Genomic DNA, 14,970 nt, shown 5'->3' with positions numbered 1-14,970 from the left:
CCGGCCCGAGATCAGCCGATCGGCCAGACGACGCCGTTGTCGTTCAGGATGGCGTCCAGCGGGAGATCGTGCGCTTCCGGCTCGAAATCATCCAGGAAGCCGCCGGTGTAGCCGAGCCCGACCGTGAACGGGCGCGGCTCCAGCGCGGCCAGGGTGCGGTCGTAGAAGCCGCCGCCGTAGCCCAGCCGGTAGCCGCCCGCGCTGTAGCCCAGACAGGGCACGAACAACAGCGTCGGCACGATCAGCTCGGTGTCCTTGGGCTTGGGGATGTCGAAGGCGTCGTTCTCCATCGGGCAGCCGGGATACCAGGCATGGAAAGTCAGCGTCTTGTGGACCCGGTCGACCACCGGCAGGCCGATGCGGCGGCGCTGCGGCTCGTCGAGCAGCTCGCCGTCTTCCTTCCAGCGGTGCAACGCCGGCAGCGGATCGAATTCGCCCTTGATCGGCCAATAGGCGCCGATGACGGTGTCCGGCCGGCCCACCAGCCAGATCCGCATCACGCGCTGGAGCAGGTCGGCGCGCGCGAGGCGGTCGGGCATGGCCAGGCGCTGCTCGATCAGCGCGGCACGCAGTTGTCCCTTGAGAAAAGTGGCCGTTTCCGAGGTGTCGGCACCCTTTGACTTGTCCATAATCCCCCGATGCAGTTCGCAAGCATTTTGGCACCCGCGCGGCGCCTTCCCCGCACCTCTTTTTCCACCCTCGCTTTTTCGCTCGTCCTGGCCACCGCCGCCCTGTGGCAGCCGGCCCGTGCGCAGAGCGGCGGCGACGACGTCCTGCTGCAAATGAAGCAGGCCTCCCAGCGCGGCGACAAGGCCCGCCTGTCGGCCCTGCTGCCGCAGGCGCGCGGCCATGCGCTCGAACCCTGGGCCGCCTATTGGGAGCTGAAGGCCCGGCTCGGCGAGAGCAGCACCCAGGAAGTACAGGATTTCCTGGCCCGCTACGCCGGCACCTACCAGGAAGACCGGATGCGCAACGACTGGCTGCTGCTGGCCGGCCAGCGCCGCGACTGGGACAGCTTCAGCAGCCTCCACCCGGCCTACCGCATGAACGACGATGCCCAGGTGAGCTGCTATGCGATCCTGGTCGAGACCCTGCGCTCGGGCACCGCCAGCCAGGCCCAGGCCGACGAGGTCCGTCGCCACTGGTTCGCCCAGCGCGATCTCGATGACGGCTGCCTGACCGCCGCCGACCGCATGATCGGCGCTCGCCTGATGTCGCCGAACGACGCCTGGAAGAAGGCCCGGCTGGCGATCGAGGCCAACCGGCCGCAGGCAGCCCGCGCCGCGGTCATGCTGGTGGCACCCGACGCCATCGCCCTGTTCGACGAAATGAACGCCAACCCGGTCAAGTTCCTGGCCGGCCGCGCCACCGCGGTCGCCAAGTCGCGTCGCGAGCTGGTGGTGCTGGCCCTGATCAAGATGACCGTCGCCGATCCGGGCGTGGCCGCCGCGCAGCTCGAGGGCAAGTGGGACACCACGCTGTCGACCGAGGAGCGCAACTGGCTCTGGGGCGCCATCGGCCGCCAGTTCGCGACCAAGCTGTCGCCGCTGGCCGGCAGCTATTTCGCCAACGTCACCAAGCTCGGCGACCTGACCGACGACATGCTGGCCTGGAAGGCCCGCGCGGCGCTGCGCACCGGCAGCTGGAAAGACGTCCAGGCCGCCGTCGACGCCATGAGCGTGGCGCAGCAGCAAGACCCGACCTGGGTCTACTGGAAGGGCCGCGCCCTGCTGGCCGGCGGCGGCGAAGAGCGCCGGGCCCAGGCCCGCATCCTGTTCGAGAGCATCGCCGGGACCCGCGGCTTCTACGAGCTGCTGGCGCTCGAGGAGCTCGGCCAGCGCGCCGCCGTGCCGACCAGGCCGGCGCCGCTCACGCCGGAAGAGAAAGCCGCCGCCCGCAGCAACCCGGCGCTCAACCGCGCGCTCTACGCGATCGCGATCGGGCTGCGCCCCGAAGGCACGCGCGAATGGAACTACGCCACCAACCTGCACGACAAGGGCGGCATGGGCGACCGCGAACTGCTGGCCGCCGCCGACCTGGCCTGCCAGCGCGAGGTCTATGACCGCTGCATCAACACCAGCGAGCGCACCAAGGGCGTGATCGACGTCGACCAGCGCTTCCCGATGCCCTTCCACGACGCCGTGCTGCGCAAGAGCCAGGAGATCGGCCTCGACCCGGCCTACGTCTACGGCCTGATCCGGCAAGAGAGCCGCTTCATCATGGACGCGCGCTCGGGCGTCGGCGCCTCCGGCCTGATGCAGGTGATGCCCGCCACCGCGCGCTGGACGGCCAAGAAGATCGGGCTGGCCGACTTCACGCCGGGCCAGATCACCGACCGCGACACCAACATCACGATCGGCACCAACTACCTCAAGCTGGCGCTGGACGACTTCGACGGCTCGATGGCGCTGGCCGCGGCGGCCTACAACGCCGGCCCGGGCCGGCCGCGCAGCTGGCGCAACGGACCGACCATGGAAGCCGCGATCTGGGCCGAGAACGTGCCCTTCAACGAAACCCGCGACTACGTCAAGAAGGTGCTCGCGAACACCACCAACTACGCCGCCGTGATCAGCGGCCAGCCGCAGTCGCTCAAGTCGCGGCTGGGCAACGTGGGGCCGCGCAATGCGGCCGAGCCGGAGCCCAACAAGGACCTGCCCTGAGGCGCTCGCGAACCGGGCAATGAACCGAACCCTGCAGGGCCTGCGCGCCCAGCTCCCTCCCTGGGCCATCGAATGGCTCGAGGTCATCGTCCCGCTGGCGCAGGTGGCGCTGATCCTGCTGGGCGCCTGGCTCCTGGTGCGCTTCGCGCGGCGCCTGATCGAGCGCGTGACCACCGGCTATGCGTTGCCGGGCAACGTCGACCTGGTCACGCGGCGCACGGTCGCCTTCCTGATCTACGGCGGCGCGCTGCTCTGGGGCCTGGAGCGGCTGGGCGTCTCGGGCACCGTGCTCTGGACCGCCTTCACCAGCTTCGCCGCCGTCGGCGCGGTGGCCTTCTTCGCCGCCTGGAGCGTGCTGTCGAACATCTTCTGCGCGCTGCTGATCTTCACCACACGGATGTTCTGGCCCGGCGACACGATCGAAGTGCTCGAGAACGGCGAGAAGCCCGGCCTCAAGGGCCGGGTGCTCGACATCAACCTGGTTTTCACCACGCTGGAAGAAAGCGGCAGCGCGCAGGGCGGAACCACGCTGAAGATCCCCAACAGCATGTTCTTCCAGCGCGCCGTGCGCCGCTGGCACGGCAGCGCCCCCGCGTTGCCGCGCACCGTCGACCTGACGCCACGGCCCTCCACCGAGGCCCCGCCCGGCTGAGCGGCGCGAAAGTGCCGCCGTCCTACAGTCGGGCGCGCGCCGCCCGGCGACACTTCGGCCACCCCGACTTCCGCCCGCAGCATGGCCGCCTCCGTCTGGGCGGCGACCACCGAGGTGCTCGCCGCCGAGTTCTCCGACGTTCCCGATCTCCCGCAGGTGCTGCGCATCGCCGTGCGCCTCACGCTGGCCTCGGTGCTCGGCTTCCTGCTCGGCTTCGAGCGCGAGCAGCACGGCAAGGCTGCCGGGGTGCGCACCCACATGCTGGTGGCGATAGGCTCGGCGATGTTCGTGCTGGTGCCGCAGCAGGCCGGCATCGAGCCGGCCGACATGAGCCGGGTGATCCAGGGCCTGGTGGCGGGCGTCGGCTTCCTGTGCGCCGGCACCATCCTCAAGCAGGGCCGGGACGAGCAGCAGGTGCAGGGCCTCACGACCGCGGCCGGCCTGTGGATGACGGCCGCGATCGGCATGGCCTGCGGCCTCGGGCGCGAAGTGACCGCCGTGCTCAGCGCCCTGCTGGCGCTGGCGGTGCTGGCGCTGGTGCCCCGGCTGGTGGCGCTGATCGAACGGGTGGTCGGGCCGCCCGCCGACAACGGCGCCAAGCCCCGCGTGATCGCTCCGCCGGACGACGCGGCCGGGCGCCGCTAGCATTGAGGGCTTTGCATCACCGGAGGCCCTTCATGACCCAGCTCTACATCGGAAACAAGAACTACTCGTCGTGGTCGATGCGGCCCTGGGTGCTCATGAAGCAGGCCGGCATCCCGTTCGAGGAAGTGATGGTGCGCTTCGACTCCTTCGACGCCGGCTCGCAATTCAAGAACGCCATCGGCGCGCTCAACCCGGTCGCCAAGGTGCCGGTGCTGGTCGACCATGGCCTCGTGGTCTGGGACACCCTGGCCATTGCCGAGTACCTGGCCGAGACCCATCCCGACAAGAAGCTGTGGCCGCAGGCGACGGCCGATCGCGCCCGGGCGCGCAGCATCTGCGCCGAGATGCACGCGGGATTCGGCGGGCTGCGCGGCCATTGCGGCATGAACATCGAGGCCTCGCTGCCCGAAGTCGGCGCCCGGCTGCTGCGCGAACAGCCGGAGGTGAAATCCGATCTCGAGCGCATCGTCCAGATGTGGGGCGACCTGCTGGCCCAGCACGGCGGTCCGATGCTGTTCGGCGAGTTCACGATCGCCGACGCCTACTTCGCGCCGGTCGGAACCCGCATCAAGACCTACGGCCTGCCGGTGCCTGCCGCCATCACGGCCTACATCGAACGCGTGCAGGCCCTGCCGGGCGTCAAGGCCTGGATCGACGACGCGCTGGCCGAGAAGGACTTCCTTCCCTTCGAGGAGCCCTATCGCAGCGGCCGCTGAGCCCGCCTGCTGCGCCTAGACTCGCGGCATGCAAACCTATCTCGTCGGCGGCGCGATCCGCGATGCCCTGCTCGGCCGCGCCGGCAGCGACCACGACTGGGTCGTGGTCGGCGCCACGCCCGAGCAGATGGCGGCGCGTGGCTTCCTGCCCGTGGGGCGCGACTTCCCGGTCTTCCTGCACCCCGAAACCCGCGAGGAATACGCCCTGGCGCGCACCGAGCGCAAGAGCGCGCCGGGCTATCGCGGCTTCGTGGTCCACGCGGCGCCCGACGTCACGCTCGAACAGGACCTGGCGCGGCGCGACCTGACGATTAACGCGATCGCGCTGCCGGCGGACAGGCTCGCCGCGTCGGACCGGCTGGACATCGACCCGGCCGACCTGGTCGACCCTTTCCACGGCCAGCGCGACCTGCAGCGCAAGCAGCTTCGCCACGTGACCGAGGCCTTCCGCGAAGATCCGGTGCGCATCCTGCGGGTCGCGCGCTTCGCGGCCCGCTTCGCCGATTTCGACGTCGCGCCCGAGACCCTGGCCCTGATGCGCGAGATGGTCGCGGCCGGCGAGGCCGACGCCCTGGTGCCCGAGCGGGTCTGGCAGGAACTCGCGCGCGGACTGATGGAAGGCCGGCCCTCGCGCATGTTCGAGCTGCTGCGCGCCTGCGGCGCCCTCGCGGTGCTGCTGCCCGAGGTCGACCGCCTGTGGGGCGTGCCCCAGCCCGAGGCGCACCATCCCGAAGTCGACACCGGCGTGCACCTCATGATGGTGCTCGACATGGCGGCCCGGCTCGCGGCGCCGCTGGGCGTGCGCTTCGCCTGCCTGGTGCACGACCTCGGCAAGGGCACGACGCCGGCCGACGCGCTGCCGCGCCACATCGGCCACGAGCAGCGCAGCGCCCGGCTGCTGCGCGCGGTCTGCGAGCGCTGGCGGGTGCCGGTGGAAGTGCGCGAGCTGGCCGACGTGGTGGCGCGCGAGCACGGCAACATCCATCGCAGCGGCGACCTGAACGCCGCCGCCATCGTCCGCCTGCTGGAGCGCTGCGATGCATTCCGCAAGCCCGAGCGCTTCGACGAGGTGCTGCTGGCCTGCGAGTGCGACGCACGGGGGCGCCTCGGCCTGGAGGACACGCCCTATCCGCCGCGCCCCCGCCTCCTGGCCGCCCTGGCGGCGGCGCGGGGGGTGGCCACCGAGCCCATCGCCCGCGAAGCGCAGGCCAACGGGGCCGCGGGCCCGAAGATCGGCGAGGCCATCGCTCGGGCCCGGGTCGCGGCGGTCGCGGCCGCATTGCCCGCACCCTGAGTTCCGAATAGGGACATTGGCCGACGCGCCGCGGCGCGCGACTCTGCTATGGTTTTCCCTCCATGCAGAAGCCTCCCCGACTCACGCCCGACGCGGCCCTGTTCCTCGACTTCGACGGCACGCTGGTGGACCTCGCCGAAACGCCCGAGGCGATCCACGTGCCACCCGCGATGGTTGGGCTGCTCGGCGACCTCCGCGATCTGCTTGGCGGCGCGCTGGCGGTCGTCTCGGGGCGCCAGATCGACGTCCTCGACCGCTTCCTGGCCCCGCTGCGACTGCCCGCCGCCGGCGAGCACGGCGTCCAGCGCCGCGACGCCGAAGGTCGGATGCAGGAGCAGCGCGCCCCCGACCTGACGCGGGTCCTCGATGCCGCCAACGAACTGGCGCGGGTACACGAAGGCCTGCTGGTGGAGCGCAAGCACGCCGCCATCGCCCTGCACTACCGGCTCGCACCGCAGCTCGAGGCGGTCTGCCGCGACGCCATGGCGCGCATCATCTTCGACCAGCCGCAGCTGGAGCTGATGCACGGCAAGTTCGTCTTCGAGGTCAAGCCCGCGGGCATCCACAAGGGCGGCGCGATCGCCGCCTTCATGGACGAGGCGCCGTTCGCCGGCCGGGTCCCGGTGTTCGCCGGCGACGACACCACCGACGAGAACGGCTTCGCCGTGGTCCAGCCGCGCGGCGGCATCGCGATCAAGGTGGGCTCCGGTCCCAGCCAGGCACTGCACCGGCTCGACTCGCCGCGGGCGGTGTTCGAGTGGCTGATCGCGGCCCGCGACCAGCTGGCCTCGCCGCCCCTTCCAGAAACCCCGAAAAGGACCGACGAATGACATCCGCCACCGCAGAGGCCGCCGCCGCAGAAGACCACGCGGGCCCCTCCCCGGCGCCCGCGCCAGGGGGCTTCGGTCCGCCGGCGCCCGCCTCGCTGGATGTCGGCGTGATCGGCAACTGCGCCTACAGCGCCCTGGTCGACGCCCGCGGCCGCGTGGTCTGGTGCTGCCTGCCGCGCTTCGATGGCGACCCGGTCTTCAACGCGCTGCTCGACCCCGGTGCGGACGCCAGCGCCTGGGCCATCGAGATCGAGGATTTCGCCTCGTCGACGCAGTGGTACGAGCCGAACACCGCGGTGCTGCGCACCCGGCTTTACGACAGCGCCGGCCAGGGGATCGAGATCACCGACCTGGCGCCGCGCTTCCACAGCCGCTCGCGCTACTTCCGTCCGCTCACGATGGTGCGGCGGGTCAAGCCGATCAAGGGCACGCCGCGGATCCGCGTGTCGCTGGCACCGCGCTTCAACTGGGGCGCGCAGCCACCGGTCATCACCCGCGGCAGCAACCACATCCGGTACGTCGGGCCCGAATTCACGCTGCGGCTCAACACCGATGCCTCGGTCTCGCACATCCTGTCGCGCCAGCCCTTCGTGCTCTCGCGCGAACACAACTTCGTGCTCGGCGCCGACGAGACGCTGACCGACGGCATCGCCGACACCGCGCGCCATTTCGAGCAGGAAACCATCGCCTACTGGCGCACCTGGAGCAAGCGGCTGGCGATCCCGTTCGAATACCAGGAGGCCGTGATCCGCGCCGCGATCACGCTCAAGCTTTCGCTGTACGAGGACACCGGCGCGATCGTCGCCGCGATGACCACCAGCATCCCCGAGGCGCCGGGCAGCCAGCGCAACTGGGACTACCGCTACTGCTGGCTGCGCGACGCCTTCTTCGTGGTGCGCGCGCTCAACAGCCTGTCCGAGGTCGGCACCATGGAGGACTACCTGCGCTGGCTGTCGAACGTGGTGATCGGCTCGCACGGCGAGCACATCCAGCCGCTCTACGGCATCGGGCTCGAGCCCGAGCTGCCCGAGTCCTTCGTCGAAGGGCTGGGCGGCTACCGCGGCATGGGGCCGGTGCGCGTCGGCAACCAGGCGCAGGAGCATTTCCAGCACGACGTCTACGGCAACATCGTGCTCGGCGCGGCCCAGTCCTTCCACGACCACCGGCTGCTGAGCCGGGCCGGGGTCAACGAGTTCCCCTACCTCGAAGCGGTCGGCGAACAGGCGATCCGGGTCTACGGCACGCCCGACGCCGGCATGTGGGAGCTGCGCACGCGGGCCCGCGTCCACACCAGCTCGGCCCTGATGAGCTGGGCCGCCTGCGACCGGCTCGCGAAGATCGCGCGCACCCTGAACCTGCCCGAGCGCGCGGCCTACTGGCACGGCCATTCGTCGCGGATGCGCGAGGAGATCCTGGAGAAATCGTGGTGCGAGGAGCGCCAGGCCTTCGCCGAGAGCTTCGGCGGCCACGAGCTCGATGCCAGCGTGCTGCTGATGGTCGAGGTCGGTTTGATCGACGCCCGCGACCCGCGCTTCATCTCGACCGTCGAGGCGATGGAGAAGTCGCTCTGCGACGGCCCCTACATGCGCCGCTACGAGGCCGCCGACGATTTCGGCAAGCCCGAGACCGCCTTCAACATCTGCACCTTCTGGCGCATCGACGCCCTGGCCAAGATCGGCCGCAAGGCCGAGGCCCGGCAGATCTTCGAGACCATGCTGGCGGCGCGCAACCCGCTCGGGCTGCTGTCCGAGGACACCCACCCGGTGACCGGCGAGATGTGGGGCAACTTTCCGCAGACCTACTCGATGGTCGGCATCATCAATGCGGCAGTGAGGCTGTCGGCGCCCTGGGATTCGTGCATATGAGCAACGCCGGGCCGCCCCAAGTTGCGAGGGCCCCCTCGGGGGGCAGAGAGGACACGCCAGTGCCGAACGTGGGGGCTCGCATATGAGTCGCCTGGTCGTCGTATCGAACCGGGTCGCCGACCCGCGCAAGCCGGCTGCCGGCGGCCTTGCCGTGGCGCTCGGCGAAAGCCTGCAGCAGAGCGGCGGCCTGTGGTTCGGCTGGAGCGGCGCGATCGTCGAGGAAGGCCCGACCGGCGAGGGAGAACTGCACAGCCAGCAGGCCGGCAAGGTCACGCTGGCCACCATCGACCTCAGCCGCGAAGACCACGACAGCTACTACCTCGGCTACAGCAACGACGTGCTCTGGCCGGTGTTCCACAACCGGCTCGACCTGGCGCACTTCGATGCCGGCTTCATCGGCGGCTACCGGCGCGTGAACCAGCTGTTCGCACGCAAGCTGATGCCGCTGCTGCTGCCCGACGACATCATCTGGGTCCACGACTACCACCTGATCCCGCTGGCGGCCGAACTGCGCGCGATGGGCTGCAAGCAGCGCATCGGCTTCTTCCTGCACATCCCGCTGCCGCCGCAGATCATCATCGCGGCCATTCCGCAGCACGAGTGGCTGATGCGCTCGCTGTTCGCCTACGACCTGATCGGCTTCCAGGCCCAGCAGGACGTGCAGCACTTCGAGCACTACGTGCGCAACGAGGCGCACGGGGAATTGCTCGGCGATCACCAGTACCGCGCCTACGGCCAGACCGTGTGCTGCAACGCCTTCCCGATCGGCATCGATGTCGACGAGTTCGCCGCGCTCACCCACGCCAAGGAATCGCGCGACATGTACGAGACCATGAAGCGCGAGTATTCGAGCCGCCGCCTGCTGCTGGGCATCGACCGGCTCGACTATTCGAAGGGCATCCCGCAGCGCGTGCGCTCGTTCCGCGAGCTGCTGGCCAACTACCCCGAGAACCGGCGCAGCGCGACCCTGATCCAGATCGCCTCGCCGACCCGCGAGACGGTCGATGCCTACGGCGACATCCGGCGCGAGCTCGAATCGCTGTGCGGCGCCATCAACGGCGACTACGGCGAGCTCGACTGGATGCCGGTGCGATACATCCACCGCATGGTCGCCCGCAAGCGCGTGCCGGGCCTGTGCCGCGCCGCCGCGGTCGGGCTCGTGACACCGCTGCGCGACGGCATGAACCTGGTGGCCAAGGAATACATCGCGGCCCAGGACCCGGCCGATCCGGGCGTGCTGGTGCTGTCGCGCTTCGCCGGCGCGGCCGAGCAGCTCAAGGAAGCGCTGCTGGTGAACCCGTACGACACCCACGGCACCGCCGAGACCGTGCAGCAGGCGCTGCAGATGCCGCTGGAGGAGCGCCGCGAGCGGCACCAGAAGCTGCTGGCGCGCATCCGCGAGCAGGACGTGCACTGGTGGCGCGAGGGCTTCCTGAGCGCCCTGCGAGCGGCAGCGAACCTGCGCTGAGCCTGCAGGCCTCTACTGGCCGCGCCAGGCGACCTGGCCGGTGAGCAACTGCACCAGCCGTGCCACCAGGGGGGCGGCCGGCGCCGGCTGCGCAGCGGGCAGGGCCCGGAACTCGGCCGGCGACAGCGCGCAGATCTCGATCCAGCCGCCGCGCTCGACCACGTGGACATCGCCCGCCTGCAGCGGCGTCTTGACGCTGAACACGGTGTCGCCGAACCATCCCGGCGGCGACACCACGTTCAAGCAGCCTTCCAGCACCCACAGCGCATGGCCGGGATCGACCGCCACTCGCAGCGCCTGGCCCGGCAGCAGCCGCGTGGTTTCGTGAAGCTCGCTTGTCATGGAACACCTCGGAAGGTTGTTGGGGATGGGGTCATCGTAGGCAGGCGGGCGCCCAGAAAACAGGCACAACCGCCGCCCTTCGAGGGCACAACAGAGCGCGACAATGGCCATCTGTTACGGCCATTCTTCTAGAATCTGCATCTGTTTAAGACCGGGAGCGTGCGCCAGCATCGAGCCATGGAACAGGCACCTCTCTACCGCCAGCTGGCCGTCCACTACCTCGACGCGATCCAGGCCGGCTCGCTCAAGGCGGGCGACAAGCTGCCCTCGCTGCGGGCGCTGATGCGGCTGCACGACATCAGCCTGTCGACCGCGCTGCAGCTGTGCCGCACCATGGAAGGCGAAGGCTGGGTCGAGGCCCGCGACCGCTCGGGCTACTTCGTGCGGCGTCCGCGCCGGCTCGCGATCGCGGCCATGGAAGAGCCCGCGGCCCATGTGGCGCCCGATCCGGCGCAGTACGTCGGCATCCATGCGAAGGTCTCGGAATTCGTCGCCCGCCGGCGCCAGGGCGAGGTGCGGATCGACTTCTCGCTGGCGCGCGGTGCGCCGGAGCTCTATCCCGCGCAGGCGCTGCAGACGATCATGATGCGGCTGCTGCGCCAGCGGCCCGCGCTGCTGACGACCGCCGCGCCCTCGCGCAGCCTCACGCCCTTGCGCGAAGCCGCGGCGCGGCGCGGACTGCGCGCGGGCATGACGCTCGCGCCCGAAGAGGTGCTGTCGACCAATGGCTGCATCGAGGCGCTCAACCTCGCGCTGCGCGCCGTGGCCCAGCCGGGCGACACGGTGGCGGTCGAGTCGCCGACCTTCTACGGCCTGCTGCAGGTGCTCGAGAGCCTGGGCATGCGCGCCGTCGAGATTCCCACCAGCCCGCAGACCGGGCTGTCGGTCGAGGCCCTGGAGATGGCGCTCCAGGCCTACGACAACATCAAGGCGGTGGTGGTGGTGCCGCATCTGCAGAACCCGCTGGGCAGCGTCATGCCCGATGCGCACAAGCAGCGCTTGGTCGCGCTCTGCGAGCAGCACGGCGTGGCGCTGATCGAGGACGACACCTACAGCGAACTGCTCGACACCGACACGCCGGCGCGGGCCATCAAGTCATGGGACCGCACGGGCAACGTGATCCACTGCGCCTCGCTGCACAAGATCCTGGCGCCGGGCATGCGGCTGGGCTGGATCTCGGCCGGACGCTGGCATGGGCGGGTCGAGATGCTCAAGTACACGCAGACCCGCAGCAACGAGGAGCTGTCGCAGTGGACCGCCGGCGAATACATGGCCACCGGTGCCTTCGACCGGCATCTGCGGCGGCTGCGCGAACGCCTGCGGGAGCAGCGCGAGCGCACGGCCGATGCCATCGCGGCGCACTTCCCCCCCGGGACGCGGCTGAACCTGCCGCCGGGCGGACTGCAGCTGTGGGTGGAGCTGCCCGACCGGCTGTCGTCGATGACCGTTTTCGACCGGGCCTTGCGCGAAGGGATCCTGGTGGCGCCCGGCGCGTTGTTCTCGAACTCGTCGCGCTTCGATCACTACCTGCGCATCAACTGCGGCTGGCCCTTCACCGACGCGATCGAGGACGGGCTGCGGCGGCTGGGGGAGATTGCTTGCGAGTCGGGGGCGGTGCGGATGGCGGCTTGAGGGCCGGAGCGCGTACCAGCCCAGATCCGTCCAAGGAGACCACAATGCCCACTTACCCAGGAGACCGCGCAGCACGCATCCGGACACCATCCTGCGCCTGGGCACCAAGGACGTGTTGGTCGACACGCGCGACCTGCCCTTCGGCGGCGATGCGGTCCGCGTAGAAAGCCTCGACGCGCTCGCGGCCGGCCTGCCCGATCGCCTGCGCCACGGCGCGCGCGGGCCACGACGCATCATGTTGCGGACCGGCTGAGCAGATCGCGCGGTCCACATCGGGCCTGGAGCCGTCCTCGGGCTGCGTCAGTCCCACGCCTTGAGCTGCTTCGCCGCCGTGCCGAACTGACCCAGGTGGTAGATCGCAGCGCCCTTGAACGAAAAGCCGAAGGGCTCGAACGGTTCGGCAAGCATCGTGTCGAGGTACTTGCGCGCCGCCACCCCGGTCGTGACGTGCGGATTGAAGTGATCCCCGGAGGCCTTCGGCACGAACACCGAGACGTACTGGATGAGCGCCGGGTCGATGACGGGGTCTTCCGGCGTGGTGACGAACGCGGCCGAGTCGCCGGTCTCCACCGTGAACGGCGTCACCGCCTCGATCAGCGCCTGCTGCAACGCGAGCAGTTGCGCAGTGGGCTTCGCGACGATGCCCGCCAGCCCGATCTCCTGGCTCGGAATGTAGTAGTACTTGAAGGCCTCCAGCCGGATGTCGCCCAGCCGAACGCCCGCGAGAACGTTGCCGACTGCGGCATACACGTTGTCCAGGTCTGCGGTGCGCACGAAGCGCTGGACCAGCGTGACGTGAGGACGGTGCGTCGCGTCCAGCGCGAACCCCATTGGAAAGACCTTGCGCAATCGAGCGTTGTTGGCCTCGGCATGCTCCTGCATCGTCGAGTCCGGCTCGAGCAGGATGTCGATGGCCACGGTGTCTGAGGGATGCTTCATCTCCGAACCCCCTGTGTTCAGGATTGAGACACCGTCGAGCTTAAACGCCGCCATGGCGCGCGTCGCTGTCAGATGCCACGTACGTGGTCTAGGTGGCCACCGGGATGTTCAAGTTCCGTGCCCGAGTACAGACTGCCTCATTCGAAAAATGCGCGAGGTCATGATGGCCGATTTCGACTATGACGTGATCGTGATCGGCTCCGGATTCGGCGGCAGCGTCGCGGCGCTGCGCGCGACCGAGAAGGGCTACCGGGTGGGCGTCATGGAAGCCGGACGCCGCTGGCCCGACAGCGCGATCCCCAAGACCAACTGGGACATCCGGAAATACCTGTGGCAGCCCGAGGCCGAGATGTACGGCCTGCAGCGCCTCAGCTTCCTCGACGATGTGCTGGTGCTGCATGGCGCCGGCGTGGGCGGCGGCTCCCATGTCTACGGCAGCACGCTCTATGTTCCGCCGAAGAAGTTCTTCGCCGCCCCCGACTGGTCCTATATCACCGACTGGTACGACGAGATGCCCGCGTACTTCGACCAGGCCCAGCGCATGATGGGCGTCAACCGCGTGCCCTACATGGACAGCGACAAGGATCGGCTGATGCGCGAGATCGCCGTCGAGATGGGGCATGGCGACACGTACAACAAGGCGCCCGTGGCCACCTTCTTCGGGTCCCCGGGCGTCGAGGTCGACGATCCGTTCTTCGGCGGCGCAGGCCCGCGCCGAACCGGCTGCGTGAATTGCGGCAACTGCATGATCGGCTGCGGCCGCGGAGCCAAGAACAAGCTGACGGAGAACTATCTCTATCTGGCCGAAAAGAACGGCTGCGTGATCCATGACCTGCACGAGGTCATCGAACTCGCACCACTCGACGGCGGCGGCTACGAGGTGATCGCCAGCCACCCCGGCTGGGTGCAGCGCGCGGCCCATGTCGATCGCCATCGCTACACGGCCAGGCAGGTCGTCGTCTCCGCGCACGCCTACGGGTCGGCGCGGCTGCTGCACCACATGCGGCATGTCGACAAGCTCACCGGGCTGTCCGATCAGCTGGGCAAGCTGGCCCGCACCAATTCCGAGGCGCTGATCCTGGTCACGCGACCCTATGTAGCCTGGAAGAAGGACCCGGACCGATTCATCATCACGCCCGGCAGCGTCGCCATCACTTCGGGTGTCTGGCCTGACCCGGACACCAGCATCGAGCCGGTGTCCTATGGCGTGGGCAGCGACTTCTTCGCGCTGGCCACGACCTACTACGCGTCCGGCCCGCAGAAGCACCCCACGGAGACCTGGCTCAAGCACCTGATGGAGCATCCGGTCCAGACCCTCGGCCAGACCTTCGACGCACGGCACTGGTCGGAGCGCGCGATCACCCTGTTGTGCATGCAGACCACCGACACCTCGATCGACCTCTACTTCAAGGACGGCATCCTGCGCAGCCGGCATGGCTCCGGCGATCCGCCGCCCACCCACATCCCCGCCGCCGACGAGTTCGCGAAGCGGCTCGCGGCCAGGATGGGCGGGCTCGAAGCGGCCCTGGATTTCGAAGTCGTCAATCGCACGGCGTCGGCGCACTTCATCGGCGGCATTCCGATCGGCGACTCGCATGAAAAGGGCGTGGTCGATCCCTACCAGCGCGTCTTCGGCCATGCGGGCCTGCATGTCATGGACGGCAGCGTGATGCCCGCGAACCCGGGGGTCAACCCCTCGCTCACTATCCTGGCGCTGGCCGAGCGGGCAATGTCGTTCTGGCCGAACAAGGGCGACGCCGATCCGCGGCCTTCGCTGGGTGCCGGCTACCAGCGCCTGGCGCCCATCATGCCGCGCGCGCCCGCGGTGCCGGCGCAGGCGCCCGGCGCCTTGCGCTTCGACAAGCCGCAGCGCGAAGTGATTCCCGAGTATCCGTACTGAGTCGAAGGCCGACGCACAGGAGACGAG

14 protein-coding genes are annotated in these 14,970 nt (G+C 69.6%); 11 read left to right on the top strand and 3 right to left on the bottom strand.

Annotation, left to right across the window (positions count from 1 at the left end; genetic code table 11):
• Window positions 1-11 precede the first annotated feature (11 nt).
• A complete protein-coding gene (locus AC1DF3_RS15525; RefSeq protein ID WP_478140091.1) occupies window positions 12-629 on the bottom strand; it encodes a 5-formyltetrahydrofolate cyclo-ligase in 618 nt (205 codons plus the stop codon).
• A gap of 9 nt (window positions 630-638) precedes the next feature.
• Here AC1DF3_RS15525 and AC1DF3_RS15520 point away from each other — a divergent pair, with 9 nt between their 5' ends.
• The 8 genes from AC1DF3_RS15520 to otsA all read left to right on the top strand — a co-directional run bounded on the left by AC1DF3_RS15520 (window position 639) and on the right by otsA (window position 10,130).
• On the top strand, window positions 639-2,660 hold the full coding sequence (locus tag AC1DF3_RS15520) for a lytic transglycosylase domain-containing protein (RefSeq protein ID WP_478140090.1): 2,022 nt from the start codon (window positions 639-641) through the stop codon (window positions 2,658-2,660).
• Window positions 2,661-2,679: 19 nt separating this feature from the next.
• Window positions 2,680-3,312, top strand: a complete 633-nt coding sequence (locus AC1DF3_RS15515) for a mechanosensitive ion channel domain-containing protein (RefSeq protein ID WP_478140089.1) — start codon at window positions 2,680-2,682, stop codon at window positions 3,310-3,312.
• 81 nt (window positions 3,313-3,393) lie between these two features.
• Complete coding sequence (locus AC1DF3_RS15510) at window positions 3,394-3,957, top strand: MgtC/SapB family protein (RefSeq protein WP_478140088.1); 564 nt, start codon at window positions 3,394-3,396, stop codon at window positions 3,955-3,957.
• Between the two features lie 32 nt (window positions 3,958-3,989).
• Window positions 3,990-4,673 carry a glutathione S-transferase family protein gene (locus AC1DF3_RS15505; protein WP_478140087.1) on the top strand — a complete coding sequence of 228 codons (684 nt, stop codon included), beginning with the start codon at window positions 3,990-3,992 and terminating at the stop codon, window positions 4,671-4,673.
• 28 nt (window positions 4,674-4,701) lie between these two features.
• Window positions 4,702-5,967, top strand: coding sequence for a multifunctional CCA addition/repair protein (locus AC1DF3_RS15500; protein WP_478140086.1), 1,266 nt, complete (start codon window positions 4,702-4,704; stop codon window positions 5,965-5,967).
• Between the two features lie 62 nt (window positions 5,968-6,029).
• The gene (gene otsB, locus AC1DF3_RS15495; RefSeq protein WP_286533878.1) at window positions 6,030-6,797 is read left to right on the top strand and encodes a trehalose-phosphatase; all 768 of its coding nucleotides are present in this window, start codon (window positions 6,030-6,032) and stop codon (window positions 6,795-6,797) included.
• Window positions 6,794-8,662 carry a glycoside hydrolase family 15 protein gene (locus AC1DF3_RS15490; protein WP_478140085.1) on the top strand — a complete coding sequence of 623 codons (1,869 nt, stop codon included), beginning with the start codon at window positions 6,794-6,796 and terminating at the stop codon, window positions 8,660-8,662. Before otsB ends, AC1DF3_RS15490 begins: the two co-directional genes overlap by 4 nt.
• A gap of 82 nt (window positions 8,663-8,744) precedes the next feature.
• On the top strand, window positions 8,745-10,130 hold the full coding sequence (gene otsA / locus AC1DF3_RS15485) for an alpha,alpha-trehalose-phosphate synthase (UDP-forming) (RefSeq protein WP_478140084.1): 1,386 nt from the start codon (window positions 8,745-8,747) through the stop codon (window positions 10,128-10,130).
• A gap of 12 nt (window positions 10,131-10,142) precedes the next feature.
• On the opposite strand, the gene AC1DF3_RS15480 is transcribed toward otsA, so the two are convergent.
• Window positions 10,143-10,472, bottom strand: coding sequence for a hypothetical protein (locus AC1DF3_RS15480; protein ID WP_478140083.1), 330 nt, complete (start codon window positions 10,470-10,472; stop codon window positions 10,143-10,145).
• 177 nt (window positions 10,473-10,649) lie between these two features.
• On the opposite strand from AC1DF3_RS15480, the gene AC1DF3_RS15475 reads away from it, so the two are divergent.
• Together AC1DF3_RS15475 and AC1DF3_RS15470 are read left to right on the top strand one after the other, a co-directional pair.
• Entirely contained in the window at window positions 10,650-12,104 is a 1,455-nt protein-coding gene (locus tag AC1DF3_RS15475; protein ID WP_478140082.1) for an aminotransferase-like domain-containing protein, read from the top strand.
• Between the two features lie 115 nt (window positions 12,105-12,219).
• Complete coding sequence (locus tag AC1DF3_RS15470; RefSeq protein ID WP_478140081.1) at window positions 12,220-12,357, top strand: hypothetical protein; 138 nt, start codon at window positions 12,220-12,222, stop codon at window positions 12,355-12,357.
• A 47-nt stretch (window positions 12,358-12,404) separates the two neighbouring features.
• Here AC1DF3_RS15470 and AC1DF3_RS15465 read toward each other — a convergent pair whose 3' ends face one another.
• Window positions 12,405-13,043, bottom strand: coding sequence for a hypothetical protein (locus AC1DF3_RS15465; RefSeq protein WP_478140080.1), 639 nt, complete (start codon window positions 13,041-13,043; stop codon window positions 12,405-12,407).
• A gap of 148 nt (window positions 13,044-13,191) precedes the next feature.
• Here AC1DF3_RS15465 and AC1DF3_RS15460 point away from each other — a divergent pair, with 148 nt between their 5' ends.
• Window positions 13,192-14,943: a GMC oxidoreductase gene (locus AC1DF3_RS15460; RefSeq protein ID WP_478140079.1), complete on the top strand. Its 1,752-nt coding sequence runs from the start codon at window positions 13,192-13,194 to the stop codon at window positions 14,941-14,943.
• Window positions 14,944-14,970 lie beyond the last annotated feature (27 nt).

The sequence above is a fragment of the Variovorax sp. 10N432 genome (assembly GCF_056394465.1).
Note: the sequence above shows the minus strand (reverse complement) of the source record. Positions and strands in the feature narration are given on the sequence as shown.

Bases quoted from the DNA above. Each gene is read 5' to 3' on its own strand.
- AC1DF3_RS15525 (WP_478140091.1), bottom strand. From the start codon at position 629: ATGGACAAGTCAAAGGGTGCCGACACCTCGGAAACGGCCACTTTTCTC.
- AC1DF3_RS15520 (WP_478140090.1), top strand. From the start codon at position 639: ATGCAGTTCGCAAGCATTTTGGCACCCGCGCGGCGCCTTCCCCGCACC.
- AC1DF3_RS15515 (WP_478140089.1), top strand. From the start codon at position 2,680: ATGAACCGAACCCTGCAGGGCCTGCGCGCCCAGCTCCCTCCCTGGGCC.
- AC1DF3_RS15510 (WP_478140088.1), top strand. From the start codon at position 3,394: ATGGCCGCCTCCGTCTGGGCGGCGACCACCGAGGTGCTCGCCGCCGAG.
- AC1DF3_RS15505 (WP_478140087.1), top strand. From the start codon at position 3,990: ATGACCCAGCTCTACATCGGAAACAAGAACTACTCGTCGTGGTCGATG.
- AC1DF3_RS15500 (WP_478140086.1), top strand. From the start codon at position 4,702: ATGCAAACCTATCTCGTCGGCGGCGCGATCCGCGATGCCCTGCTCGGC.
- otsB (WP_286533878.1), top strand. From the start codon at position 6,030: ATGCAGAAGCCTCCCCGACTCACGCCCGACGCGGCCCTGTTCCTCGAC.
- AC1DF3_RS15490 (WP_478140085.1), top strand. From the start codon at position 6,794: ATGACATCCGCCACCGCAGAGGCCGCCGCCGCAGAAGACCACGCGGGC.
- otsA (WP_478140084.1), top strand. From the start codon at position 8,745: ATGAGTCGCCTGGTCGTCGTATCGAACCGGGTCGCCGACCCGCGCAAG.
- AC1DF3_RS15480 (WP_478140083.1), bottom strand. From the start codon at position 10,472: ATGACAAGCGAGCTTCACGAAACCACGCGGCTGCTGCCGGGCCAGGCG.
- AC1DF3_RS15475 (WP_478140082.1), top strand. From the start codon at position 10,650: ATGGAACAGGCACCTCTCTACCGCCAGCTGGCCGTCCACTACCTCGAC.
- AC1DF3_RS15465 (WP_478140080.1), bottom strand. From the start codon at position 13,043: ATGAAGCATCCCTCAGACACCGTGGCCATCGACATCCTGCTCGAGCCG.
- AC1DF3_RS15460 (WP_478140079.1), top strand. From the start codon at position 13,192: ATGCGCGAGGTCATGATGGCCGATTTCGACTATGACGTGATCGTGATC.